Below are 25,401 nucleotides of genomic sequence, written 5' to 3' on the forward strand. Positions count from 1 at the left end.
TCAGTTCTCCTGGTTGTCGGTGTGGGTGGGCCGCTGGTCCGGGCGCTGGGCGAGCAGCGGGAGGCTCGGGTCCCAGCGGGTCCCGTCGGCCTGGTCGCGCTTGCGGCGGGCGATGCCCGAGAGCGCCTCGAGGACGACTCGGTTGGCGAGGAACGAGGTGATGTCGGCGTGGTCGTAGGGCGGGGAGACCTCGACGACGTCGATGCCGACGACGGGCAGCTCGTAGGCGATCCGGCGGACCGCGTCGAGCAGCTGGCGGGCGGTCAGACCACCCGGCTCCGGGGTGCCGGTGCCGGGGGCGTGGCCGGGATCGCAGACGTCGATGTCGACCGAGAGGAAGACGCCGTCGCACTCGTCGGTGGCGATGGTGAAGGCCTCGGTGAGGCACTCCTCCAGGCCACGGTGCACGATCTCGGTCATCTCGTAGGACCGCATGCCCTGCTCGGCCATCCAGTCCAGCGTCTCGGGCTCGGGCCAGTAGCCACGCAGGCCCATCTGCAGGAATCGGTCGCCGCGCAGCGCGCCGGACTCGATGAGCCGGCGCATCGGCTGACCGTGGCCGATCAGCGAGCCGAACTCGATGTCCCCGGTGTCGGCGTGGGCGTCGAAGTGGATCATCGAGACCCGTCCCTGACCGATGTGCTGGGCGACGCCGGCGGCGTCAGGCCAGGCGATGGTGTGGTCGCCACCCAGCACCAGCGGGATGGCGCCGTTGCTCGTCACGGCGTGGACGGCCTCCTGCAGGTCGCGCACCGATCGCTCGGCGTCGCCGGAGAACATCTCCACGTCCCCCGCGTCCAGCACGCGGATGTCCTGCAGTGCGTCGACCCGCATCGCCAGCGACGGCCGCGAGCCGTCGTGCGCCAGATAGCACGTCTGCCGGATGAACTGCGGGCCGAAGCGGGTGCCCGACCGGTGCGACGTACCTCCGTCGAAGGGGGCGCCGAGGATGACGACGTCGGCACCCTCGTACGTCGCGGGGTCGGCCCAGTCACACCGGTCGACACCCAGGAAGGTGATGTCGGGGCCGAACTGGGTTCCGTAGCGAGCCATGGCGTTCTTCTCTCTCGTTTGGATTCGTCGGGTTCAGATGGATGTGCTCAGTCCTCGGTCGGGTCGACGACGAGGAACCGCTCGCCGGGTCGGCGGGCGAGGTAGACGTAGTAGTAGGCGAGGGCGGCGACCACGATCCCGGCCGTGATCAGGATGTCCGTGCGGGCGGAGCCGGCCAGCGCGTAGCCGATCGCGCCGATCACGACCAGCGGCGGCAGCGGCCACAGCGGCATCCGCCAGCCCTCGGCGGGCGCCTGACGACGGGCGCGGAGCGAGGCGATGGCGACGACGACGTACATCGTGGAGATGACCACCGAGGTCACGCCGAGCAGCGCCTCGATCTCGACGGCACCGGCGAGGATCGCGCCGGGGATGCCGATGACGAGGGTGGCCAGCCACGGGGTGGCGTAGCGGGGGTGGAGCTTGGTGAGCACGGCGTTGACCGGCGTGGGCCAGGAGCGGTCGCGCGCGGAGGCGTAGACGACGCGGGCGTTCTGCAGCACCATCACGATGACGGCGTTGAGGATCGCGATCGCGATGGCGACGTTCACGGCGACGGCGACGCGCTCGCCGCCCCAGGCCGCGACCCACATCGAGAAGTTGCCCGAGGCGAGGTCGTTGAGGTCGTCGACCGCCAGGACGGTGGTGATGGTGGGGACGAGGATGACCAGGCCGCCCAGGCCGAGGGTCCAGAAGACGACGCGGGCGACGTTGCGACGCGGGTCGACGATCTCCTCGGAGAGGTAGACGGTGGTGCCGAAGCCGCTGACCAGGAACGTGCTGACCGCCAGGCCGGAGATGAGGATCGCCAGGGTGAACGGCTCCAGGCCGTTCTCGCCGATGACGTGCGGGGTGACCAGCTCACCGGGGCCGCGCTGGACGTGCCCGAGCCCGAGCACGGTGACCACGATGGCGGCGACGATCTCGAGCGCGAGGAAGGTGCCGGTGACGACCGCGTTGGCCTTGATGTTGAGGATCGCGGTGGCGGTCGAGAGGAGCATCACGATCGCGCCGGTCGCGGCACGCGGCAGCTCCACCAGGTCGGCCAGGTAGTCGGCGGTGCCGAGGGCGAAGATCGGCGGGATGAGCCACAGCAGCACGCCCGCCAGGGAGAACGTCAGCCAGCCCATGGACTTGCCGAGCGTCTGGGTGACCATCGCGTACTCACCGCCGGAGCTGGCGGTGCGGGTGCCGAGCTCGGCGTAGCAGGCGGCGATCGCGACCGAGACCGCGAAGCCGGCCACGACGGCCAGCACGGCGCCGCTCCCCTGGGTCGCGAACAGCTCCGGGACGATGATGAACAGGCTCGAGGCGGGGGTGATGCACGAGAGCACCAGCAGAACCGCAGCACCGGGTCCGAGCACCCGCGCGAGCCGGCGCCGCTCGTGCGCCGGCGTCACCTCTTCCGGGCTCACCTGCATGGATTCGATCATCGCGGTTCTCCTTGTGGGATGAGGGTACAGCGAGTTTTGAACGCCGTACAAAACTTTGAACGGTATTCAAAGTGACCGAGATCACCGCTAGAGTCAAGGGGTGGGACCGAAGATTTCACCCCGCGAGCACAAGGAGACACTGTCGAGGTGACGCGCACACGCTCCAACAGACGCCTGGAACGACCACGCGAGCAGGTGCTCGCGACAACCCTCGAGATGGTGGCCGAGGAGGGGCTCGCCAAGGTCACGATGGCCTCGCTCGCCGCCCGGCTCGGCACCAGCGGCGGCCACCTCCTCTACTACTTCGGCACCCGCAACGGGCTGCTCCTGGAGACCCTGCGCTGGAGCGAGAACGAGTACGCCGCGCAACGCGCCCCGATCCTGGAGAAGGTGGAGAAGGACCGGTCCGGGGGCGTCGACGCGCTGCTGTCCTTCGTCGACGTCTACCTCGCGCTCGACGAGCGCGACCCGCGCTGGCTCCTCTGGCTCGAGCTGTGGGCGCGCGCGCCGTACGACGCCGAGCTCGCCGCCGCGCAGCGCGCGATGGACGACGAGTGGCACGCCGACCTGGTCCGGCTCCTTGCCGCCGCCCTTCCCGAGGTCCCCGACCGCGAAGCCGTCTCCGAGCGGCTGCGGGCGATGTGGGACGGCTTCAGCATCGGCATCGTCACCGGCGGCGGCACCACGCTGCGCGAGCGCGCCCTCGAGCACACCCGCGCCGCGGTCGCGGCCCACACCGGGTGACGAGCATGACGATCGCACCCTGGTTCCCGGAGGCGAAGCTGGGCATCTTCGTCCACTGGGGCATCTACAGCGTCGACGGAGTGGCCGAGTCCTGGTCCTTCTACGACGGCCGGGTCCCCTACCCCGACTACATGTCCCAGATCGACCGCTTCACCGCCTCGGCGTTCGACGCCGACGCCTGGGCGGAGCTCTTCGAGCGAGCCGGGGCGACCTACGCGGTGCTCACCGCCAAGCACCACGACGGCGTCGCCCTCTACGACACCGACGCGAACGATCTGTCCGTCGTCAGGCGGGCGCCGGCCGGCCGCGACCTCGTCGCCGAGTTCGTCACGGCCGTACGCCGCCGGGGGCTCAAGGTCGGCCTCTACTTCTCCCACCTGGACTGGTCGCACCCCGACTACGCGACCGTGCGGCCGGCCGTGCAGCACCCGGTCGTGCAGGACAACCCCTACGCCGTCCCGCGTCCGGGCGCGGAGGAGCCCGAGCGCTGGGAGCGCTACCTGGAGTTCCACCGCGCCCAGATCCGGGAGCTGGTGACCCGCTTCGCCCCGGACCTGCTCTGGTTCGACGGCGAGTGGGAGCGCGACGAGCGGCAGTGGCGGATGCGCGAGCTGCGGGCGGAGCTGCGCGAGCTCGCCCCGGAGATGGTCGTCAACGGCCGGATGCTCGGCCACGGCGACTACGTGACGCCGGAACAGGGCGTTCCGGTGGAGCCGCCGGAGGGCCCGTGGGAGCTCTGCCTGACCATCAACGACTCCTGGGGCTGGCAGCCGCAGGACGACAACCACAAGTCACCGCGGCAGATCGTGCGCACCTTCGTCGAGACGATCGGCGGTGGCGGCAACCTGCTGCTCGACGTCGGCCCGCGCGAGGACGGCACCATCACGCCCGAGCAGACCGAGCGTCTCGAGGCGCTCGGAGCCTGGGTCTCGCGCCACTCCCCCGCGGTCCGCGGCATCCGCCGCGGCCTCCCGCACGGTCACTTCTACGGTCCGACCGCCGTCTCCGACGACGGCCGGACCCTGTTCCTCTACGTCCTCGACCGGCCCAACGACTACGTCGTGGTCCGGGGCCTGCGCAACCAGGTCCTCAAGGCGTACGTCCTCGGGACCGGCACCGAACTCGAGCACCAGCGCGTCGGCGGCCTCCACGAGGTTCCCGGCTGGGAGTACGTGTTCACCACGGATGACGACCTCGACCCGCTGTGCACCGTGATCGCTCTCGACCTCGACGGCGAGGTGTCGCTGTACCGGCCGCACGAGAACGACTGAGGACGATCGGGACAGCTGAGCTCAGCTCAGCTCCTTCTCGAACTGCGCGAGGATCTGCTGTGCGGCCTGGATGCCGATGCCGCTGAGCAGGTCGTCGTTGATGTCGTGGACCTGACCGGCCTCGACCGCGGGGATGCGCTTCCACAGCGGGCCGCCGAGCACCTTGGCCTTGTCGGTGTCGCCCTCGGGGCCGTAGGTGCTGACGTAGACGAAGTCGGCGTCGGCCGTGGTGATCTGCTCGGGCGAGACCTCGAGGTAGGTGTCCTCGCCCACGGCCTGCTCGGGGACGCTCAGGCCCATGTCGTCGAGGATGACGCCGCTGAACGACTTGTCGGAGTAGAGCCGGATCTGACCGGGCAGGAAGCGGACGATCGAGAGGGTCTTGCCGGCTCCGACGGTCTTGCCGAGGGCGGCCGCGTCACTCTCGAAGTCGGCGAGCATCTTCTTCGCCTCGGCGGTCTTGTTGAGCGCGTCGGCGTAGAGCAGGAAGTTGTCCTTCCAGGTGTCGCCGAGGTCGGGCGCGAGCACGGTCGGGGCGATCTCGTTCAGCTGCTCGTAGATCGCCTCGTGACGTACGGTGCTGGAGAGGATGAGGTCGGGGTCGAGCGCCGCGATCTTCTCCAGGTTGGGCTCGGAGATGGTGCCCACCTCCTCGATCCCCTCGGTCTGGTCGCCGAGGTAGCTGAGGAAGTCGGTGGCCACGTCGACGCGTACGGCACCGACCGGCTTCACGCCGAGGGCGAGCGCGTCGTCGAGCTCGCCGGTGTCGAGGACCACGACCCGCTTCGGGGCGACGGGCACCTCGGCCACACCCTTGGCGTGCTTGACCTCGCGGGTCTCGGCGGTGGCCTCCGAGCCCGAGGAGCTGCCGCCACAGGCGGTGAGGACGAGGGCGGCGGCGAGCAGGGCAGCGACGCCGGACAGGTGCTTGCGCACGATGGTTCCTTTCATGGTGGAGTTCCCCCGGACTCCCGGGGCCGTACAGCGCTTCAGTGCTGGACGGTGGGCGCCGAGCGGCGTACACCGATCGGCACGATCATCGGCCGGCCCGAGACCGGGTCGACGAGCACCTGGCTGTCGAGGCCGAAGACGTCGCGGAGCAGGTCCGCGGTGATGAGCTCGTCGGGCGGACCGGCAGTGACGATGCGACCCTCGCGCATCACGATCAGGTGGTCGCTGTAGCGCACCGCCAGGTTGAGGTCGTGGAGGACCATCACGATGGTGCGGTCCAGGTCGGCGTGGAGCTTGTCAACGAGGTCGAGCACCTCGACCTGATGCGCCAGATCGAGGTACGTCGTCGGCTCGTCGAGCAGCAGGATGTCGGTCTCCTGCGCCAGCGCCATCGAGATCCACGCCCGCTGGCGCTGACCGCCCGAGAGCTCGTCGACGGGGCGGGCGGCGAGCTCGTGCATCCCGGTCAGCCGCAGCGCCGCCTCGACCTCGGTCTCGTCGTCGCTGGACCACTGCCGCAGCCACGACTGGTGCGGGTGGCGGCCCTTGGCCACCAGGTCGGCGACGGTCAGGCCCTCAGGCGCGGTCGGCGACTGCGGCAGCATGCCGAGCACCTTCGCCACCTCACGCGTACGCATCGAGGTGATCGCCTTGCCGTCGAGCAGCACCTGCCCGGAGCTGGGCTTGAGCAGCCGCGCGACCGCCCGCAGGAAGGTCGACTTGCCGCAGCCGTTGGGGCCGATGATCGTGGTGACCTTGCCCGACGGGATCTCGGTGGTCAGGCCGTCGACGACGACCCGGTCGCCGTAGCCGAGCACCAGGTCCTCGGCGGTGATCTGGTGCTCGCTCATCGTGACAGCCTCCGGTTGGTGCGGATGATCAGATACATCAGGAAGGGGCCTCCGATGGCGGTGGTGACGATCCCGACCGGGAGCTCGACGGGTAGGAGCACGCGCGCGACGTAGTCGCTGCCCACGACCAGGGCGGCACCGGTGAGCGCCGAGGCGAGCAGCGGCGGCCCGGAGGTGCGGGCGATCCGGAGCGCGACCTGCGGGGCGACGAAGGCGATGAACCCGATCGGGCCGGCCGCGGTGACGCACATGGCGGCCAGCAGGACCGAGGCGACCAGCAGGACGGACTGGCTGAGCTGCACCCGCACCCCGAGCGCACGGGCGGTGTCGTCGCCGAGCTTGAGCGCGGAGAGCTGGAAGGTCGAGGCCAGGGCGACCGCGCCGATGGCTCCGAGGGCGATCGCGGCGGGAACGGCGTCGCTCCACCCCCGGCCGTTGAGCGACCCGTTGAGCCACACGGTCGCCTCCTGGGCGTCCCAGATCTCACCGACGACGAGCATCCAGTTGGTCAGCGCGAGGAGGATGCCGTTGACGGCGACCCCGATCAGGACGAGCCGGAACCCCTCGATCCCGCGGCGCCAGGCGAGCAGGTAGATCACCACGCCGGCCAGCAGGCCGCCCACCATGGCCGCCGCCGGCACGCCGATGGCGCCGCCGACGAAGGCGGTGCCGCCGAAGACGATCACCGCGACCGCGCCCGCGCTGGCGCCGGCGGTGATGCCGAGCAGGTCGGGGCTGGCGAGCGGATTGCGGGTGATCGACTGCCAGATCGCTCCCGACATGCCGAAGCCGGCGCCCACCAGGAGGCCGACCACGGAGCGTGGCAGGCGGAGGTCCCAGACGATGAAGTGCTCGGCGTCGGTCCCGCCGCCGAGGATCACCGCGGCGACGTCGGGCACGCTGATCGGGTAGTCACCGCGACCGACGTTGAGGCACACCAGCAGGAAGACCAGCACCAGCAGAGCGACGTCGACCACGACCAGGCGCGGACGCCAGACCAGCGTCAGCGGTCCTCGCCCGAAGCGCGGGCGGCCGGGCACGAGCGTCGTCGTCACAGGGTCACCAGCTTCCGGCGGCGTACGAGGGCGATGAAGAAGGGCGAGCCCACCAGGGCGAGCACGATGCCGACCTGGAGCTCCCCCGGGCGCGCCGCGACGCGGCCGAGGATGTCGCAGGTCAGGAGCATGATGGCGCCGATCAGCGCGGAGCACGGCAGCAGCCACCGGTAGTCGGGCCCGGTGAACGCTCGCGCGATGTGGGGTACGGCGAGGCCGATGAAGGCGATCGGGCCGCAGGCCGCGGTCGCGGCGCCGGCGAGCAGGGTGAGCGCGGTGATGCCGACGGTGCGGTTCAGCGCCACGCTCGTACCGAGCGAGCGGGCGACCTCCTCGCCGAGGCTGAGGATGTTCAGACCGGGAGCGTTGACCATGGCCAGCACGGTGCCGAGAGCGAAGAACGGCAGCAACGGCAGCAGGATCTCGAGCCCCCGTCCGGCGACGGAGCCGACGACCCAGAAGCGGTAGGCGTCCAGCGTGGTCTGGTCGAGGAGCACCACCGCCGAGGTGACGGCCGAGAGGAACGCCGCCACCGCCGCCCCGCCGAGGACGAGGCAGACCGGTGAGGGGCTGCTGCTCCCGACCGACGCGAGACCGAAGACCACGAGGCTGGTGACCAGCGCCCCGGCGAGGGCGAACCAGATGTAACCGACCGCGCTCGTCACCCCGAGGAACGTGATCGCCAGGACCACCGCGCAGGCGGCGCCCGCGCTGACGCCGAGGATGCCGGGGTCGGCGAGCGGGTTGCGCGTGTGTCCTTGGATGAGCCCGCCGGCCAGGCCGAGGGCGATGCCGGTGACGAGACCGAGGAGGGTCCGGGGCGTACGCAGGTCGCGGACGATCAGGTCGGCCTCGGTCGGGGTCGTGTCGTAGGGCGGCACGATCCCGTGCCAGATCTCGCCGAAGCTCAACGGCCGCGAGCCCACCGCCACGCTGGCCACGAGCAGGACGACCAGGAGGACGAGCAGCGCGAGGAGGCCGGCGACCCGGCGCAGCCGCAGCTGCGCCGGGGTGAGGTCGACCTCGATCGCGGCGAAGCCCTCGTCGATGGCGGTGACCCGGCGCACGACCTGTCGCGGCGCGAACAGCAGGCTGCGGCGTACGCCGAGGGGGCGGCCGTCGGGACCTCGGGCGACCAGCCCGAGCCAGGTCAGCCCGGTGGACGCGCCGCGCCGGCCCTGGGCGAAGCCACGGTTCCACACGAGGACGGCCACCGCGACGGCGAGCGCGAAGCCGCCGAAGACGACCCGGTCCGCGGTGCCGCCGCCGTTCGCGTCGCGCAGCGAGTGCACGACGAGCGCGCCGACGGCGAGCGGCAGCACCACCAGGGCCAGATCCACGATCGCCGCGGCCGCACGGAGTCCGAGAGGCGCCGGGCCGCGCGGGACCTGCACCCGGGTGTGGTCCGCGCGCGCCGAGACGGCCTCGCCCGAGGCGAGGTCACTGAGTCGCACGTCGTACCCGTCAGCCCTGCTCGAGGACCTGAGCGGCCTCGAGCTGGTCGGCGTAACCACGGAAGACCTCGGCGTAGGCCTGGTAGCTGTAGGGCGCGGCGGGATACCAGAGGTCCTGCTGACCGGCGGCGACAGCGGGCAGCCGCTTGAAGATGTCCTTCGTCCTCAGCTCCTCGAGGCCGCCGGGGTCGCGGGCGTCGACGAGGAGAACGTCGGCGTGGTACTTGCTGATGTTCTCCAGGCTGACCGGCTCGAAGATGCCCTGCTCGTCGGGGGTCACCTTCGGGAACTTCACGCCGAGCTCGGCGAGGTAGGCGAGGTCGGGGTGCTCGGGCGCGTTGGCGAAGTAGATCTCCTCGCCGTAGGTCGACGCCGCGACCACGGTCAGGTCGGGGTTCTTCTCCACCACGGCCTCGATCCGCGCGACGGCGTCCTCGAACTCGGCCTTGGCCTCGTCGGTCTCCGGGTCGGCCCCGAGGTCCTCGGCGAGCGTCTGGAACGCCTCGATCTGCTCGGTCACCGAGAGCCCGGTCAGCGGCATGGCGAGGGTGGGAGCCAGCTTGTCGACCTGCTTCTCGACCTCGCCGGCGTACCAGAGGGTCTTTCCGTCGAAGGTCATGTCGATCAGCAGGTCGGGGTTCATCGCGGCGTACTCCTCGACGTTGAACTCGCCCCAGGCCTTGCCCAGGACCTTCGTCTCGGAGACGTCGAGGTTGCCGGTCAGGTAGTTCGGCGGCTCGGGCAGGTCGCCGTAGACGCCGTCGACCTTGAAGCCGTTGTCCCACAGCGCGGCCGCGGCGCTCGCCTGGGCGACGACGGTCTCGGGGGTGCCGTCGACCTCGATCGTCTTGCCGCGGGCGTCCTCGTGCACGAAGCCGGATCCGGCGCCGTCCTCCCCGTCGGAGGCCTCGGTGGAGGCACCACAGGCGACGAGAGCAAGGGAGGCGGCGGCTACGGCGGCCGTGATGGGGGCCATGCGGAAACGACGGTTCACGACTGTTCCTTCAGGTGCGGCACGGGTCAGCGGCCGGCGCCGAGCCGCCAACCTAGGTTAGGGTAACCTAAACCGAACCGGGGTCCAGTGGCGGTCTCTTCACACCGGTCGGGTCGAGCCGCTCGAGCATGGTGCCGGCGATCTCGGCGAGCTGGTCGACCTGCTCGGGGCTCAGCGAGTCGAAGACATACTCCCGCACCGCGTCGACATGACCGGGGGCCGAGGCGACCATCTTCTCGTGGCCCGCCTCCGTGAGACGTACGTTGGTCGCGCGGCGGTCGCCCGGGCAGGTGTGCCGCTCGATGAGGCCGCGGTCGGCCAGACGCTTGACGACGTTGGAGAGCCGGGGAAGCGTCGCGTTGGTGTAGCCCGCCAGCTCGGTCATCCGCAGGGTCCGCTCGGGAGCCTCGGAGAGCATCGCCAGGACCCCGTAGTCGAAGTGGGTCAGCCCCGCGTCGCGGCGCAGCTGGGAGTCGAGAGCACCCGGGAGCAGCTCGAGGACGGCGATCAGGCGCACCCATGCTGCCCGCTCCGCCGGCGACAGCCAGTTGCCCTCCACGCTCACGGAGTCTGCCGCAGAAAGTTGTCCGGAACAAACAGCGAACGCCTAGAGTTAGTTCAAGCAACAACTATTGCGCCCAGCCGCAGGAGACCGCCATGACCACCGCACCCGAGAGCACGACCGCCGCCGCGGACGCCCGCCTCCCCGAGACACATCCGTTCACCCAGCACCTGCGCGCTGTCCGGGCCCGCGAGGCGACCGACCCGCACCGGGTCTGGACACCTGCCGACGGGCCGCTGCCGAGCCTCTACCTGTCCCACGGCGGCGGCCCGCTGCCGCTGCAGAGCCCCGAGTGGCTCGACCCGCTGTATGCCTGGGCCCGCTCGCTGCCCCGGCCGAAGGCCATCCTGGTCATCTCGGCGCACTGGGAGTCGGCGCCGCTCTCGATCAGCGCGACCCGCCCCGACGAGCTGGTCTACGACTTCGGTGGCTTCGACCCGATCTACCACTCGGTGCGCTACGACACCCCGGATGCGAGCGAGCTCGCCCGCACCACCGCGGCGCTGATGCCCGACACCGAGTCCGCCCACCAGCACACCCGCCGCGGCCTCGACCACGGCGCCTGGGTGCCGCTGAAGATCATGTACCCCGCCGCCGACATCCCGGTCGTCCAGCTCTCGCTGCCCACCGAGGACCCCGACAAGCTGCTGGCCCTCGGCGAGCGCCTGCGGCCGCTGCGCGAGGAGGGCGTGCTCGTGGTCGGCTCGGGCCACATGACCCACGGGCTGCCGTTCATCACCCGCGAGATGATGACCGAGAACAAGCCGGCCGGCTGGTCGGCCGACTTCGACTCCTGGGCCGCGGATGCCCTGGACCGCGGCGACGTCGCCGAGCTGGCCCGGTTCCGCACCGCCGCGCCCGGCATGCCGTACGCCCATCCGACCGTGGAGCACTTCACCCCGCTCTTCGTCACCCTGGGCGCGGCGACCGACCCGACGGCTCCGGTCACCACGACCCTGGACGGCTACGGCCTGGGGCTCTCCCGACGCTCGTTCCAGGCGGCCTGACCCGGACCGGCCGCGGCGAGCTGCACCGAGAGCACCGGGGCCAGCGGCATCCGGGCGAGCAGCAGAGCCTGGTAGGCGTGGTAGACGTCCGGCTTGCCGTGCCAGATCACGTGCGAGGGCCGGTTGTGCTCGTCCAGCTCGTGGTGCCAGCTGCCGAGCTCGCGGTCGACGAGGTGGGCCTCGATGTAGTCCTCGAACCGCTGGCGCCACTCGTCGTAGGCCGCCTCGCCGGTGCGGGTGTACAGCGCGCCGGCCGCGGCGAGCGCCTCCGCGGCCACCCAGTGCAGCCGCAGCCGGGTGACCGGGGTGCCGTCCCAGGCGGTGGTGTAGACGAAGCCGGTCTCGCCGTCGGCGGACCAGCCGACCTCGACCGCGCGCTCGAAGAGTGCCCGGGCGTCCTCGACCAGCCACGTCGGCGCCTCGTCCAGGCAGGCGTCGAGATGCAGCAGCAGCCGCGACCACTCCAGCAGGTGTCCGGGCGTGCACCCGTAGGGGCGGAACGGGTCGCCGGGACGGTCGGCGTTGTAGTCGAGCACGGGCGACCAGTCCAGGTCGAAGTGCTCGGGCAGGTCGTAGCCGTGCGAGCGGGCGACACCGTGGATCAGGTGCTCCGCGATCGCCAGCGCCCGGCGGTGCCAGGCGGCGTCGCCGGTGACGTCGCCGGCGGCCAGGAACGCCTCGACCGTGTGCATGCTGGAGTTGGCCCCGCGGTAGGCCTCGCCGGAGCGAAGATCCCGCTCGAGGCTGTCGACCACCCGGCCGGAGTCGTCGAGGAAGTGCTGCTGCATCACGCCCAGCGCCTCGTCGAGCAGCGCGTCCGCGCCTGGCACACCGGCCGCGACACCGCTGGTCGCGGCCAGGACGACGAAGGCGTGGGCGTACGCCTCCTTGAGGGTGCCGACCGGCTCCCCCTCCCCCGACACCGAGGCGAACCAGCCGCCGAACTCGACGTCGCACAGCGCTCCCGACAGCGCCCGGACGCCGTGAGCCGCGAGCTCGGCGGCGCCCTCGATGTCTCCGCGCAGGTGGGCGAGCGCGAAGACATGGGTCATCCGGGCGGTGATCCAGGTGTGCACCGGCTCCGCAGGGTCCGGGCGGCCGGACTCGTCCAGCCACCAGAACCCGGCGGCCGAGGCCGCCGACGCCCGGGCGAACCCGGCCAGCCGGCGGCACTCGGCATCCGTGTCCATCATCGATCCATCATCGGCTGGTCATCCCTTGACCGAGCCGGCCATCAGCCCGCCGACGAAGTAGCGGCCGAGCAGGATGTAGATGATCAGCGTCGGGACGGACGCGATCAGCGCGCCCGCCATGCTGGCGGAGTAGTCCTGCAGCTGACCGCTCGCCAGGAAGTTGAGCGCGATCGTCACCGGCCCGTTGCGCGAGGTCGAGAAGAACAGCGCGAATAGGTAGTCGTTCCAGGCCGAGGTGAACTGCCACATCAGCACCACCACGAACGCCGGTGCCGAGATCGGCAGGATGATCGAGCCGTACGTCCGGAGCATGCCGGCGCCGTCGACCCGAGCCGCCTCGACGAGCTCGACCGGGACGCCCGCGTAGTAGTTGCGGAAGATCAGCGTCGTGATCGGCAGGCCGTAGACCACGTGCAGCACGATCAGGCTCGGCACGCCCGAGGGGACGCCGAGGTTGCTCATCAGCTGGACCAGCGGCACCATCACCGCCTGGTAGGGGATGAACATCCCGAACAGGATCAGCGTGAACACCACATCGGCGCCCGGGAAGCGCCACTTGGAGAGCACGAACCCGTTCATCGACCCGAGCACCGAGGAGATGATCGAGGCCGGGATGACCATCGCGAACGTACGCCCCAGCGCCGGCCCGAGCTGCTCCCAGGCGCGCGACCAGCCGGCCGTCTCCCAGGACTCGGGAAGCTTCCAGGCGTTGGCCGGGGTCGCGTCGCCGAGCCCCTTGAAGCTGGTCACGAACAGGACGTACGCCGGGAGCAGGATGACCAGGGCGAAGAGGATCAGCAGGACGTACTTGACGGTGCGCCAGACGCCGCGCGAGCGCTCGCCCGGGATCCTGGTCGCGACGGCTGCCGGGATGGCGTCGGTCGTCACATCGGTGGTCATCGGCGACGCTCCTGACGGTAGGTGGAGACGAGGTAGGGGACGATCAGGATCGCCACGATGACGAGCAGGATCGTCCCGATGGCGGCCGACTTGGCATAGTCGCCACGGGTGAACTCGATCCACATCTGGGTGGCGGGCACCTGGGTCGTGTAGTTCGTCTGTCCGGCGATGGCCATGATCAGGTCGAAGACCTTCAGCGACATGTGGCCGATGATGATGATCGCGGAGAGTGCGACCGGGCTCAGCTGCGGGAAGAGGACGTGGCGGTAGAGCTGCCACTCCGAGGCCCCGTCCATCCGGGCCGCCTCGCGCAGCTCCTCGGGGATCCCGCGGAAGCCGGCCAGGAAGAGCGCCATCACGTAGCCGCTGAGCTGCCAGATGGCGGGGACGGCGATCGCCAGGATGCCCCAGCGCTCGTTGGTCCACCACGGGTTCTGCAGGAAGTCGAGGTGGAGCGTCCCGAAGAGCCGGTTCAGGCCGGAGGCGCGGTCACCTTCGGCGTTGTTGAGCAGCCAGCGCCACACCACACCGGAGGCGACGAACGAGACCGCCATCGGGAACAGGTAGATGGCCCGGAACAGCGACTCGCCGCGGGCCTTGCGCTCCAGCAGCCACGCCCACAGGAACCCCAGGCACAGCGTGCCGACGAGGAACGTCGCGGTGTAGAGCAGGAGGTTGCGCAGCGAGTAGATGAAGTCGTCGTCGGTGAACAGGTCGCGGTAGTTCTCCAGACCCGCGAAGCCCTGGGACGGCCCGATGTTGTGCCGGTCCTGCAGGGAGGTGTGGATGTTGGACCCGATGAGGCCGTAGACGAAGACGCCGATGACGATGACGGTCGGCAGGATCAGGAGCACCGGGGCGACCCACCCGTGGCCGCCGATACGGCCCCTGGCCCGTCTGGGTCGCCTGGCGGTGCTGGGCACCGTGGAGGACATGTGTCCGTCCTTTCACAAAGGGCGGCCGAGGGGCTGCGACCCATGGGGGCGGCCGCAGTCCCTCGGCCCAGAAGAGGATTCGCTTACTCGGGCTTGTTGTCCTCGGCGGCCTCGACGAGGCCCTCCTGGAGCTCGGCGACGTCGTTGTTGCTGCCGAACTTCGCGACCGCGGCGGTGATGTCGGTCAGCCAGTTGACCGAGGTCGCGGCGCCGTGGGCGAGCGAGGAGACGATCTCGTCCTCGCTCCACGACTTGATCGCGGTCTGCTGGTACTCACCGAAGTCGGCGGTGTCGGCCGTGGTGCTGGCCGGGATCGAGCCCTTCGCCTTGTTGAAGGCGACCTGGCCCTCGTCGCTCGCGATGGTCTCGAGCCAGGCCTCGGTGCCGGCGGCGTTGGGGCCGTCGACCGGCATCGTGAACGAGTCGGCGAGGAAGTCGAAGACGCCCTCGGTGCCCGGGACCGGGACCGCGGTGTAGTCGGTGTTGAGCTTCTTCTTCTGCTCCTGGAAGGCCGCCTCGGCCCAGTCACCCATGACGTTGTACGCAGCCTGGCCGTCGATCACCAGCTGGGTCGCGTCCGGCCAGTCGAGACCCTGACGGTCGGTGTTGGTCAGCGAGAGGAGCGTGCTGTAGTCCTCCAGCGCGGCCTTGACCTCGCTGCCGCCCCAGTCGGTCGTGCCGTCCCAGAGGCCGTTGTACGCCTCGGCGCCCAGATCGGCGAGGAGCACGGTCTCGAGGAGGTGGACCTGGGTCCAGTCGGTCGCGATCGAGAGCGGGATGATGCCCTTGGCCTTGATCGCCTTCAGGTCGGCGATCCAGGCGTCGAGCGAGTCGTAGGTCTTGTTGGCCTCGATGCCGGCCTTCTTCAGGACGGCCGGGTTGGCCCACATCACGTTGGCGCGGTGGATGTTCGAGGGGACGGAGTAGATGCCTCCGTCCTGCTTCAGCCGCTCGAGAAGACCCTCGGGGAAGCGCTCGTTCCAGCCCTTCTCCTCGTAGAGGTCGGTGAGGTCCTCGATCTGGCCGGCGTTGATGTAGTCGGTCAGCTCGGCACCCGCGTGCGCCTGGAAGGTGGCCGGCGGCTCACCGTTCTGCAGGCGGGACTGGAGCACGTTCTTCGCGTCGCTGCCGGCACCACCGGCGACGGCGCCGTTGACGAACTTCAGGTCGGGGTTCTGCTCGTCGAAGACCTTGACCAAGGCGTCGAGCCCGGCCTTCTCACTACCTTCGGCCCACCAGGTGAAGACCTCCACCTCATCGGTGCTGCCGCTCTCGCTCTCGCCCCCGCAAGCGGAGACCGCCAGCAGGCTCAGGGCGGCCAGGCCGGCGGCCAGGGCCTTTCGCGTTGCGTTCATCTTTGTCCTCCGGTTGCGCGACCGCTACGTCGGTATGTGATCTGGGTTACTCGCGGTCGCGTGCCGGGACAACGTACGCCTCTCCATTCTGTCGAGTCAACGCATAACGCAGGACGTTTTCAACCTGAGATCTGTCGTAAATCGACATAATCCCCTACAGTCACGGCATGACCACTCCGGAGTCGCGGCTGCGCGTCGCCAACCGTGCCCAGGTGCTGGACCTCCTGGGCCGCTCGGCGCCGGTCAGCCGTGCCGAGCTAGCCCAGCGCACCGGACTCTCCCGCAGCACCGTGTCGAGCATCGTCCAGGAGCTGCTCGCCTCCGAGCAGATCGTCGAGACCACCGGCGACACCCTGGCCCGCGGCGGCGGCCGCCCGCCCTCGCTCCTCACCATCAGCGGCTCCCCGGGCACCCTCATCGGCGTCGACATCGGCCACCGCCACGTCCGCGTCGCGGTCGCCGACCTCGCGGCCAAGCCGCTCGTCGAGCGGGAGATCCGGCTCGACGTCGACAACTCCGCCGTCGAGACGATCGACCGGGCCGCTGCGCTCGTGCGCGAGTGCCTGACCGAGGCCGGCATCGACCCGAGGACCGACCGGGTCCTCGGCGTCGGCATGGGCATCCCCGGCCCCGTCGACCCCCACAGCGGCATCGTCGTCTCCCCCATCCTCGGCAACTGGATGGACCTCGCCCCCGGCGAGGAGCTCGCCCGCCGCATCGGCCTGCCCGTCCAGATCGAGAACGACGCCAACCTCGGCGCGCTCGCCGAGATCGAGTACGGCGCGGCCCGCGACATCGACGACGTCATCTACGTCAAGGCCTCCAGCGGCATCGGCGCCGGCCTGGTCCTCGCCGGCAAGCTCTACCGGGGCATCACCGGCATCGCCGGCGAGATCGGCCACGTACGTTTCGAGGACAACGGCCCGATCTGCCGGTGCGGCAACCGCGGCTGCCTGGAGAAGGCGTTCGGCGGCTCCCGCCTGGTCGAGCTGCTGCAGCCGGCCTACGACGAGACGCTCAGCGTCGAGCGGCTGCTCGAGCTCGCCCAGGAGGGCGACATCCGGGTCAACCGGATCCTCGACGACGCCGGCCGTGCCGTCGGGCGGGTGCTCGCCGATCTCTGCAACCACCTCAACCCGGCCCTGATCGTGGTGGGTGACACGATGCGCCACTCGGAGTCGTTCGTCCTCGGGATCAAGGACTCCATCGACCGCTTCACCCAGCCCGACACCGCCGCGGCGCTCGACGTGGTGCCGAGCGAGCTCGGCGACAAGGCCGGTGTCATGGGAGCGCTGGTGATCGCCGGTTCGGCGACCTCGGCGCAGCCGCCGGGAACAATATGAGCAACCGCTCAGTTCAGCGCCACATGACCTCACTCTTCTCGCCCGTGAGCCTGGGTTCGACAACCCTCCCCAACCGCGTCCTGATGGCGCCGCTGACCCGGATGCGCGCCAGCCAGCCCGGCGACGTACCCAACCCGCTGATGGCCGACTACTACCGGCAGCGCGCCTCGGCAGGGCTGATCATCTCCGAGGGCACCCAGGTCTCGCCGCAGGGCAAGGGCTACATGGACACCCCGGGCATCTACTCCGCCGAGCAGGTCGAGGGCTGGCGTCACGTCACCGACGCCGTCCACGAGGCGGGCGGCCGGATCGCGGCACAGCTGTGGCACACCGGCCGGGTCTCCCACGAGTCGTTCCACGACGGTGACCTCCCGGTCAGCGCCTCCGCGCTCCCGTACCGCAACCGCACGACCGTACGCGGCGAGGACGGCACCCCGACGCGCGTCAGCTGCCCCACGCCCCGCGCCCTGGAGACCGCCGAGATCGCGGGCCTGATCGACGACTACCGCCGCGCGACCCGCAACGCCCGCGAGGCCGGCTTCGACCTGGTCGAGATCCACGCCGCTCACGGCTACCTGCTCCACCAGTTCGCCAGCGCCAGCAGCAACGAGCGCACCGACTCCTACGGCGGCTCCCTGGTGAACCGCGCCCGGCTCGTCCTCGAGGTCCTCGACGCGGTCATCGACGAGTGGGACGCCGAGCACGTCGCCATCCGGATCTCGCCGATCGGTCCCTTCAACGGCCTCGAGGACCCCGAGGGCGCCGAAATGGGCCTCCACCTCGCCGCCGAGATCGGCAAGCGCGGCATCGCCTTCCTCCACCTCTCCGAGCCCGACTGGGCCGGCGGCCCGGAGCTGACCGACGACTACCGCAAGCAGCTGCGCGCCGCCCACCCCGGCCCGATCGTGGCCGCCGGCGCCTACACCACGGAGAAGGCGGCCCGCCTGCTCGAGGCCGACCTGATCGACGCGGCCGCGTTCGGGCGTACGTTCATCGCCAACCCGGACCTGCCGCGGCGCCTGGCGGAGAGCCTCCCCCTCAACGAGCCCGACCTGGCGACCTTCTACGGCGGCGGCGAGGCCGGCTACACCGACTACCCCGAGTGGACCGCCTGAGTTCAACTCTCTCTCACCTGAAACCCGCACGGCGGAGGGCCTACTTCTGGAATCGTCCTCCGCCATGCGGGTTCTCGCGACTTGTGCCCTGTCCCTCGCGCTGCTCGGCGGCGCGCTCACCTCGCTCACCGCGGCGCAGGCCGCCGCGCCGCCCGCCGGTGACCCGGTGGCGCTCGTCGACCCGCTGATCGGCTCGTCGAACGGCGGCAACACCTACCCCGGAGCCGTACGTCCCTTCGGGATGATCTCGTTCAGCCCGACCTCCACCGCGGGCGACCAGACCAACACCGCCGCGTCGAACGGCTACTCCTACGACACCACCCGGCTGCGCGGCTTCTCGCTCACCCACGTCAACGGCGCGGGCTGCCACCCGGGCGCCGCCGGGGACGTGCCGATCTTCCCGCACACCGCGGCGATGACCGGGTCGCCGACCGCGGACGTCACCGATGCGACGTACGCCTCGAACTTCAGCCACGCCGACGAGCTGGCCGAGCCGGGGCACTACCGGCTGGGCCTGGCCAACGGTGCCGAGGTCGACACCGCGGTGACGACCCGGGCGGCGGTCAGCGAGCTGACCTTCCCGGCCGACAAGCCGGCCAACCTGCTCTTCCGCACCTCCAACTCGCTCAACGGCAGCGAGGCCGCGGTGACGCGGATCGACGAGGCGAAGCGGACGGTGAGCGGCTCGGTGCTCACGGGCGCGTTCTGCGGCCGGCGCGGCAACGGCGGCGGGAGCAACAAGCGCTCCTACTACCGGCTCTACTTCACCGCGCAGTTCGACCGCGGCTTCTCCGGCCACGGAACCTGGGTCAACGGCGAGCTCCAGCCGGGCAGCACCGAGGCGCGCGGCGGCGAGGGCTACGAGACCGGCGCGGCCCGCCAGGGGCAGGGCTCGGGCGGCTACGTCTCCTTCGATCCGAGCCGCGACCAGAGCGTGCGGATGCGGATCGGGATCTCCTACACCAGCCAGTCGGCAGCCGAGGCCAACCTGGCCGCCGAGATCGGGAGGCGCGACACCGTGGCGACGGTCGCCTCGGACGCTCGCGCGGAGTGGCGCGACGCGCTCTCCTCGATCGAGGTCGCCGGCGGCACCGCGGAGGAGCAGACGGCGTTCTACACCGGCCTCTACCACTCCTACCTGCAGCCCAACGTGATCTCCGACGTCGCCGGCACCTACTGGGGCAGCGACCAGGAGGTGCACCGGATCGAGCGCGGTCAGCAGGCGCAGTACGGAAACTTCTCCGGCTGGGACCAGTACCGCGCCCACACCCAGCTGCTCGCGCTCCTGGAGCCGCGCGTGGCCGGCGACTTCGCCCGCTCGCTGCACGCCTACTCCCGCCAGCACGGCGGCGTCTGGGACCGCTGGGTCCATCTCAGCGGCTGGACGCACGTGATGACCGGCGACCCCTCTGCCCCGACCCTCGCCGGGTTCTACGCGCTCGGCGTGCGCAACTTCGACGCCGCCGGCGCCTACCGGTCGCTGGTCCACCAGGCGACGGTGCCGCACCCCGACGGGCTGTCCAGCTACGGCTGCCCGGGACAGTGCATCGGCCAGCGACCGAACCTGGCCGACTACCTCGCCAAGGGGTACGCACCCCAGGACACCTGCCGCTGCTGGGGCGGCGCGGCCGAGACCCTCGAGGACTCCGTCGCCGACTACTCGCTCGCCGACTGGGGCCGCCGCCTCGGTGCCTCGTCCACCGAGACCGACGCGCTGATGGAGCGGGCCGGCTGGTGGCAGCACACCTTCAACCCCGCCGCCACCGACCCCGCCACCGGGACCACCGGCTACCAGCAGGCCCGCAACGCCGACGGGAGCTGGGTCGCCGGCTTCAGCCCGTCGACGCAGACCGGCTTCGCGCAAGGGAGCAGCGCGACGTACACCTGGATGGTGCCGCACGACGTCGCCCGGTTGGCCGAGGCCGTCGGTGGGCGCGAGCGGGCGATCCAGCGGCTGGACGCGTTCTTCCACAAGGCCGACGGCTCCTGGCAGTACACCGGCGGCGACGCGCTGCGCTACGACCCCACCAACGAGCCCGGCATCCACGTCCCGTGGATGTACAACGCTCTCGGCGCACCCTGGAAAACCCAGGAGACGGTCCGCGCGATGGCATCACTGGCATATGGGACCGGGCCGCGCGGCCTGCCCGGCAACGACGACCTCGGCACCATGTCGGCGTGGTACGTCTTCTCGACGATGGGCATCTACCCGCAGGACCCCGCCCGCGCCGAGATGCTGCTCTCCAGCCCCGTCTTCGAGCGCGTCATCATCCACCGCGGCAACGGCGTCGACATCGTCATCGAGTCACCGCAGGCGAGCCCCGAGAACGTCTACGTCCAGTCGGTCACCCTCGACGGCACGGCACGCACCCAGTCATGGCTGCCCGAGTCGGTGATGACCCGCGGCGGCGCCGTCCGCATCGACGTCGGCGCCGAGCCCAACCGCTCCTGGGGCACCGCCGAGGCCGACCTGCCGGTCCACCACACCGACTGACCAGCGCCCTTCGCCGAGCACACGCCCCGCATCTGCGAAGATGCGGGGCGTGAGCACTTCGACCCCGGCACGTCCCCATGCTCTTGACCGGTTCTTCCAGATCAGCGCACGCGGCTCCACGGTCGGACGCGAGGTCCGCGGTGGCGTGGTCACCTTCTTCACGATGGCCTACATCGTCGCCCTGAACCCCCTGATCCTCGGTTTCGCGGAGGACGTGAACGGCGACCTCCTCGGCGGCTCCAGCGGCGAGAACCTGGCCGCGATCGCGGCCGGCACGGCGCTGGTGGCCGGCGTGATGACGATCCTGATGGGTCTCGTCGCCAACTACCCGCTGGCGCTGGCGACCGGCCTCGGGCTCAACGCGTTCGTGGCGTTCTCGATCGCGAGCCAGATGACCTGGGCCGACGCCATGGGACTGGTGGTGATCGAGGGTCTGGTGATCCTCGTGCTGGTGCTCACCGGGTTCCGTGAGGCCGTCTTCCACGCGGTCCCGCGCGAGCTCAAGACCGCGATCTCGGTCGGTATCGGCCTGTTCATCGCGGTGATCGGCTTCGTCGACGCCGGATTCGTACGCCGCATCCCCGACGCCGCGAACACGACCGTCCCCGTGCAGCTGGGCCCGACCGGGCAGCTCGCGGGCTGGCCGGTGCTGGTCTTCGTGATCGGTCTCGCCCTGGTCATCACGCTGTGGGTGCGCAAGGTGCGCGGCGCGATCCTGATCTCCATCGCGGTCACCACGGTGCTCGCGATCATCGTCGAGGCCATCGCCGACCTCGGCGCGGGCGGCGCGAAGAACCCGACCGGCTGGGCGCTGAACGTGCCGGCCATGCCCGACAAGATCGTCGACTGGCCCTCGTTCGCGACGCTGGGCGAGTTCAACCTGCTCGGCTCGTTCCAGAACGTCGGCATCGTGACCGCGATCCTGCTGATCTTCACGCTGATGCTCGCCGACTTCTTCGACACCATGGGCACGATGACCGCGATCGGCTCCGAGGCCGGGCTGCTGCGCGAGGACGGCACCCCGCCGCGTACGCGCTCGATCCTGGTCGTCGACTCGCTGGCTGCTGCCGCCGGTGGTGCCGGTGGCGTCTCGTCCAACACATCCTACGTCGAGTCGGCCTCGGGTGTCGGCGAGGGCGCCCGGACCGGTCTGGCCGCGGTGGTCACCGGTGTGCTGTTCCTGCTCACCACGTTCCTGGCGCCGCTGGTCACCGTGATCCCGTCGGAGGCGGCCGTGCCCGCGCTGGTGCTGGTCGGTTTCCTGATGATGCAGCAGGTCAAGGACATCAACTGGGCCGATCCGGACATCGCCATCCCGGCGTTCCTGACGATCGCGCTGATGCCCTTCACTTACTCGATCTCGGTCGGCATCGGCGCCGGGTTCCTGGCGTACGTGCTCATCAAGATCGTCCGCGGCAAGGCCAGGTCCGTCCACCCGCTGATGTGGCTGGTCGCGGTCATGTTCGCCGTCTACTTCGCGATCCACCCGATCTCGAGCTGGCTGCGCTAACGAGCTGGGCTGAGCATGTCCTTGACGAGCGGCACGACCTGGGTGCCGTAGAGCTCGATCGAGCCCATCAGGTCCTCGTGGCGCACCCGGCCCTGGTCGTACTTGAGGTCGAACCGGTCGACGCCGAGCACCTTGATCGTGCTGGCGAGCTTCCGGGCGACGGTCTCGGGCGAGCCGACGTAGAGGGACCCTCCCTCGATCTCGCGCTCGAAGTCGCCGGGGCGCGGCGGCGGCCAGCCGCGCTCGCGGCCGATCTGGGTGCGCATGGCCAGCCAGCCCTCGTAGACCGTCTCCCGGGCCTGCTCGTCGGTCTTGGCGACGAAGCCGGGTGAGTGGACGGCGACCCGCTTCCGCGTCACCCCGAACTCGTCCTGGGCGCGCTCGAAGAGGTCGATGTAGGGCGCGAACCGGTCGGCGGGCCCGCCGATGATGGCGAGGAAGAGGCCGAATCCGTGGCGGGCGGTGCGTACGACCGACTCCGGGCTGCCGCCGACGCCGACCCACGCGGTCAGGCCGTTCTCGGTGCGCGGGAAGACCTCCTGGTCGGTGAGCGCCGCGCGGGTGCGGCCCTCCCAGGTGACCTTCTCCTCCTTCAGCAGCGCGGCCAGCAGGTCGAGACGCTCCTCGAAGAGCTCCTCGTAGTCGGCGAGGTCGAAGCCGAACAGCGGGAACGACTCGGTGAACGAGCCGCGACCGGCCACGATCTCCGCACGGCCCCGCGAGACCGCGTCGAGGGTGGCGAACCGCTCGAAGACCCGCACCGGGTCGTCGGAGCTGAGCACGGTCACCGCGGAGCCGAGGCGGAGACGCTCGGTGCGGGAGGCGACCGCGGCGAGCACCATCTCCGGGCTGGAGACGGCGAAGTCGCGGCGGTGGTGCTCGCCCACGCCGAAGAAGTCGAGCCCGACCTGGTCGGCCAGCACGCCCTCCTCGACGATGTCGCGGATCACCTGCGCGTGGTGCTGCGGCTTGCCCTCGGCGTCGCGGGTGACCCCGCCGAAGGTGTCCAGGCCGAACTCGATGTCAGTCACGCCCGTTGAAACCTCAACCAGTCGTGACGCATTCCCAGGGCTGTCTCGGGATCTCGTGGGCCTCGCCGGCGAGGTGGCGCCACAGCGTGCCGCCGCGCTCCAGGTCGAGCCGACCGTCCGGGCAGGCATCGGGCGGTACGTCGCACCCGAGCGCGGTGACCGACCCGAGCACCCGGTGCGGGCCGAGGAGTCCGGGAGCCAGCGAGCCAGCGTCCAGGTCGAGGGACTCGACCAGGAGCGGGCGGCCGTCGTGGTCGTGAGCCTCCCAGGTGGTGCGGGCTCGGCCGGGGCGCTCGCCGTGGCGGCCGAGGACCAGGGTCTCGCGCAGGGCGAGCCTCGAGCCGGGCGCCATGGCGATCCGGGTGTCGCGGGTGACGTCGGCGCCGGCGGAGACGACGAACGGCTCACCGGCCCAGACCAGGGTGGCTCCTGCCGCCAGGTCGATCGTGACCGACCAGGTCGCCCGCCCGCCGTCCATGTCGTAGGCGACCGTGCCTCCCGGCTCGACCAGGGTCAGGCTCGCGCCCTCCCCCACCTCGACGGCGACGCCGATCCGGTCGCCGGCCAGCAGCATCGCGCCGTCGGGGACCAGCGAGATCCGCGCCGAGCGGGTGTCGCTGGCGAGCAGCATCGGCCGCAGCGCGGGTGCCGTCGACGGTCCGGCGACGTCGGTCTCGACGCGCACCCGGGTGCCGTCGACGGCGCCGACCCGGACCCGGGTCAGGGATCCGGTGGCCAGCTCAGGCGTGCTGGTGGCCATGAACATGCTCAGCCTCGTGGTCGTGGGTGTGGCTGGTCCCGTCGGCGTGGAAGTGCGGCGCCATCGGCCCGGGGTCCGCGGGGACGAGGGAGCCGCCGCGGTGCCGGGCCAGCTCGGACCTCACCCAGGTGATCAGCGCCTCCACGGAGGACGGGTCGGTGCGCGAGAGCGCGATCACCGGGCGGCCCTCACGCACCGACCCCGCGTCGGAGACCATCGCGGCCGGGTCGACACCGACGTACGGGGCGAGGTCGGTCTTGTTGACCACCAGCAGGTCCGCACGCTCGATGCCGGGGCCGCCCTTGCGGGCCACGTCGCCGCCGCCGGCGACGTCGATCAGGAAGATCTGGGTGTCGACCAGCGCCGGGGAGAACGTCGCGGTGAGGTTGTCGCCGCCCGACTCGACCAGCACCACGTCCAGCGGCGCGAACTCCTCCTCGAGCTCCTCGACGGCGATCAGGTTGGCGGTGACGTCGTCGCGGATGGCGGTGTGGGGACACGCGCCGGTCTCGACCGCCCGGATGCGGGCCGGGTCGAGCACCCCGGCGGAGCGGAGGAAGCGGGCGTCCTCGTCGGTGTAGATGTCGTTGGTGACCACGCCGATCTCGAGGTCGGCGGCCAGCTCGCGGCACAGCAGCGCGATGAGCGAGCTCTTGCCGGTGCCGACGGGTCCGCACACCCCGATGCGCAGTCCCCTGCCGTTCGTCGTCGTGTTTTCAGGCACTGAACAACCTCCTGGTCGTACGGGCGTGGGCCTGAGCCCACAGGTCTAGTTGGGGCGCGCTGGGCGCGGGGATCTGGTCGGGGTCGGTCAGTGAGGCGACCTCGGTGGCGACCCGCTCGACCTCCGGGAGCAGGTCGCGGACCCACGAGGTGGTGTCGAGCGGGTCGAGGGGCAGCAGCTTGAGGGCTGCCGAGGCGACGGTCTGCAGGTCGTCGTACGCCACCAGCCGGCCCAGCGAGGCGGGCGCGAGGCCGCCGGTGGCGGCCGCCGCTGCCAGGACGAGCGGTCGGCAGGGACGCTCGAGGGCGGCGACCTCGGCGACGTGCCCCGAGTCCGGGAACAGCCTCTTGACCAGCCGCAACAGCGCCCGACCAAGGGTGCGGGAGGTGTCCCGCATCGGGGCCGACGGGGTGCGCGCCGCCCACGCGTCGACGACGGTCGGGAGCGGCAGGCCGGCACGCAGCCGGTGCAGCGCCACGACCGCCGTGCCCGCCTCGACCCGCACCACGCTGGCCAGGCGGGAGCGCATGAAGACGGGGACCTGCTCGGCGGCCAGGCCGGAGCGTACGGCTGCCTCCAGCTGGCCGGACTGGGTGTGACCGGCGACCGGGAGACGGGCGTCGGCCAGCAGCATCATGAGCAGCTCTTCGGACATCGGGCTCAGAG

General features: G+C 70.9%; 23 protein-coding genes. 7 read left to right on the plus strand and 16 right to left on the minus strand.

Going from position 1 to position 25,401, the window contains the following annotated elements:
* On the minus strand, window positions 1-1,053 hold the full coding sequence (gene speB / locus G5C66_RS19110; RefSeq protein WP_165112516.1) for an agmatinase: 1,053 nt from the start codon (window positions 1,051-1,053) through the stop codon (window positions 1-3).
* A 47-nt stretch (window positions 1,054-1,100) separates the two neighbouring features.
* Entirely contained in the window at window positions 1,101-2,486 is a 1,386-nt protein-coding gene (locus G5C66_RS19115; RefSeq protein WP_165112517.1) for an APC family permease, read from the minus strand.
* 147 nt (window positions 2,487-2,633) lie between these two features.
* Between G5C66_RS19115 and G5C66_RS19120 the strand changes: the two genes are divergently transcribed.
* Together G5C66_RS19120 and G5C66_RS19125 are read left to right on the plus strand one after the other, a co-directional pair.
* Window positions 2,634-3,230: a TetR family transcriptional regulator C-terminal domain-containing protein gene (locus tag G5C66_RS19120; protein WP_165112518.1), complete on the plus strand. Its 597-nt coding sequence runs from the start codon at window positions 2,634-2,636 to the stop codon at window positions 3,228-3,230.
* Window positions 3,231-3,235: 5 nt separating this feature from the next.
* Window positions 3,236-4,501 (plus strand): alpha-L-fucosidase, encoded by a 1,266-nt coding sequence (locus tag G5C66_RS19125; RefSeq protein ID WP_165112519.1) that lies wholly within the window; start codon window positions 3,236-3,238, stop codon window positions 4,499-4,501.
* Between the two features lie 21 nt (window positions 4,502-4,522).
* Here G5C66_RS19125 and G5C66_RS19130 read toward each other — a convergent pair whose 3' ends face one another.
* From G5C66_RS19130 to G5C66_RS19155, 6 genes are all read right to left on the minus strand, one after another.
* Window positions 4,523-5,452 carry an ABC transporter substrate-binding protein gene (locus tag G5C66_RS19130; RefSeq protein ID WP_165112520.1) on the minus strand — a complete coding sequence of 310 codons (930 nt, stop codon included), beginning with the start codon at window positions 5,450-5,452 and terminating at the stop codon, window positions 4,523-4,525.
* A gap of 38 nt (window positions 5,453-5,490) precedes the next feature.
* Window positions 5,491-6,303 (minus strand): ABC transporter ATP-binding protein, encoded by an 813-nt coding sequence (locus tag G5C66_RS19135; RefSeq protein ID WP_165112521.1) that lies wholly within the window; start codon window positions 6,301-6,303, stop codon window positions 5,491-5,493.
* Complete coding sequence (locus tag G5C66_RS19140; protein ID WP_338144230.1) at window positions 6,300-7,358, minus strand: FecCD family ABC transporter permease; 1,059 nt, start codon at window positions 7,356-7,358, stop codon at window positions 6,300-6,302. The genes G5C66_RS19135 and G5C66_RS19140 overlap by 4 nt, the downstream gene beginning before the upstream one ends.
* Entirely contained in the window at window positions 7,355-8,812 is a 1,458-nt protein-coding gene (locus tag G5C66_RS19145) for a FecCD family ABC transporter permease (protein WP_338144231.1), read from the minus strand. Before G5C66_RS19145 ends, G5C66_RS19140 begins: the two co-directional genes overlap by 4 nt.
* 10 nt (window positions 8,813-8,822) lie before the next feature.
* Window positions 8,823-9,788, minus strand: a complete 966-nt coding sequence (locus tag G5C66_RS19150) for an ABC transporter substrate-binding protein (RefSeq protein ID WP_165112522.1) — start codon at window positions 9,786-9,788, stop codon at window positions 8,823-8,825.
* An 85-nt stretch (window positions 9,789-9,873) separates the two neighbouring features.
* Complete coding sequence (locus G5C66_RS19155; RefSeq protein WP_338144232.1) at window positions 9,874-10,365, minus strand: MarR family winged helix-turn-helix transcriptional regulator; 492 nt, start codon at window positions 10,363-10,365, stop codon at window positions 9,874-9,876.
* 98 nt (window positions 10,366-10,463) lie between these two features.
* Here G5C66_RS19155 and G5C66_RS19160 point away from each other — a divergent pair, with 98 nt between their 5' ends.
* Window positions 10,464-11,375, plus strand: coding sequence for a dioxygenase family protein (locus G5C66_RS19160; RefSeq protein WP_165112524.1), 912 nt, complete (start codon window positions 10,464-10,466; stop codon window positions 11,373-11,375).
* Here G5C66_RS19160 and G5C66_RS19165 read toward each other — a convergent pair.
* The 4 genes from G5C66_RS19165 to G5C66_RS19180 all read right to left on the minus strand — a co-directional run bounded on the left by G5C66_RS19165 (window position 11,333) and on the right by G5C66_RS19180 (window position 15,758).
* Window positions 11,333-12,568, minus strand: a complete 1,236-nt coding sequence (locus tag G5C66_RS19165) for an AGE family epimerase/isomerase (RefSeq protein ID WP_165112525.1) — start codon at window positions 12,566-12,568, stop codon at window positions 11,333-11,335. The genes G5C66_RS19160 and G5C66_RS19165 overlap by 43 nt on opposite strands.
* A gap of 18 nt (window positions 12,569-12,586) precedes the next feature.
* Window positions 12,587-13,468, minus strand: coding sequence for a carbohydrate ABC transporter permease (locus G5C66_RS19170; RefSeq protein ID WP_165112526.1), 882 nt, complete (start codon window positions 13,466-13,468; stop codon window positions 12,587-12,589).
* A complete protein-coding gene (locus tag G5C66_RS19175) occupies window positions 13,465-14,403 on the minus strand; it encodes a carbohydrate ABC transporter permease (RefSeq protein WP_241248659.1) in 939 nt (312 codons plus the stop codon). Before G5C66_RS19175 ends, G5C66_RS19170 begins: the two co-directional genes overlap by 4 nt.
* Window positions 14,404-14,486: 83 nt before the next feature.
* On the minus strand, window positions 14,487-15,758 hold the full coding sequence (locus G5C66_RS19180) for an ABC transporter substrate-binding protein (protein ID WP_165112527.1): 1,272 nt from the start codon (window positions 15,756-15,758) through the stop codon (window positions 14,487-14,489).
* Between the two features lie 167 nt (window positions 15,759-15,925).
* Here G5C66_RS19180 and G5C66_RS19185 point away from each other — a divergent pair, with 167 nt between their 5' ends.
* From G5C66_RS19185 to G5C66_RS19200, 4 genes are all read left to right on the plus strand, one after another.
* Window positions 15,926-17,101 (plus strand): ROK family transcriptional regulator, encoded by a 1,176-nt coding sequence (locus G5C66_RS19185; protein WP_165112528.1) that lies wholly within the window; start codon window positions 15,926-15,928, stop codon window positions 17,099-17,101.
* 23 nt (window positions 17,102-17,124) lie between these two features.
* Complete coding sequence (gene nemA, locus G5C66_RS19190; protein WP_165112529.1) at window positions 17,125-18,216, plus strand: N-ethylmaleimide reductase; 1,092 nt, start codon at window positions 17,125-17,127, stop codon at window positions 18,214-18,216.
* 64 nt (window positions 18,217-18,280) lie between these two features.
* Window positions 18,281-20,710 carry a GH92 family glycosyl hydrolase gene (locus G5C66_RS19195; protein ID WP_165112530.1) on the plus strand — a complete coding sequence of 810 codons (2,430 nt, stop codon included), beginning with the start codon at window positions 18,281-18,283 and terminating at the stop codon, window positions 20,708-20,710.
* Window positions 20,711-20,750: 40 nt separating this feature from the next.
* Window positions 20,751-22,220 (plus strand): NCS2 family permease, encoded by a 1,470-nt coding sequence (locus tag G5C66_RS19200; RefSeq protein WP_165112531.1) that lies wholly within the window; start codon window positions 20,751-20,753, stop codon window positions 22,218-22,220.
* Here G5C66_RS19200 and G5C66_RS19205 read toward each other — a convergent pair.
* Genes G5C66_RS19205 through G5C66_RS19220 form a run of 4 tightly spaced genes read right to left on the minus strand, consistent with a single transcriptional unit; the run spans window position 22,217 to window position 25,390 of the window.
* Window positions 22,217-23,251 (minus strand): Atu2307/SP_0267 family LLM class monooxygenase, encoded by a 1,035-nt coding sequence (locus G5C66_RS19205; RefSeq protein ID WP_165112532.1) that lies wholly within the window; start codon window positions 23,249-23,251, stop codon window positions 22,217-22,219. The genes G5C66_RS19200 and G5C66_RS19205 overlap by 4 nt on opposite strands.
* 13 nt (window positions 23,252-23,264) lie before the next feature.
* The gene (locus G5C66_RS19210; protein WP_165112533.1) at window positions 23,265-24,011 is read right to left on the minus strand and encodes an urease accessory protein UreD; all 747 of its coding nucleotides are present in this window, start codon (window positions 24,009-24,011) and stop codon (window positions 23,265-23,267) included.
* Entirely contained in the window at window positions 23,992-24,735 is a 744-nt protein-coding gene (gene ureG, locus G5C66_RS19215) for an urease accessory protein UreG (protein WP_165112534.1), read from the minus strand. The genes G5C66_RS19210 and ureG overlap by 20 nt, the downstream gene beginning before the upstream one ends.
* Window positions 24,728-25,390 carry an urease accessory protein UreF gene (locus tag G5C66_RS19220; RefSeq protein ID WP_206444307.1) on the minus strand — a complete coding sequence of 221 codons (663 nt, stop codon included), beginning with the start codon at window positions 25,388-25,390 and terminating at the stop codon, window positions 24,728-24,730. Before G5C66_RS19220 ends, ureG begins: the two co-directional genes overlap by 8 nt.
* Between the last annotated feature and the right edge of the window lie 11 nt (window positions 25,391-25,401).

Source organism: Nocardioides turkmenicus (genome assembly GCF_011045035.1).
Lineage (GTDB): Bacteria > Actinomycetota > Actinomycetes > Propionibacteriales > Nocardioidaceae > Nocardioides > Nocardioides turkmenicus.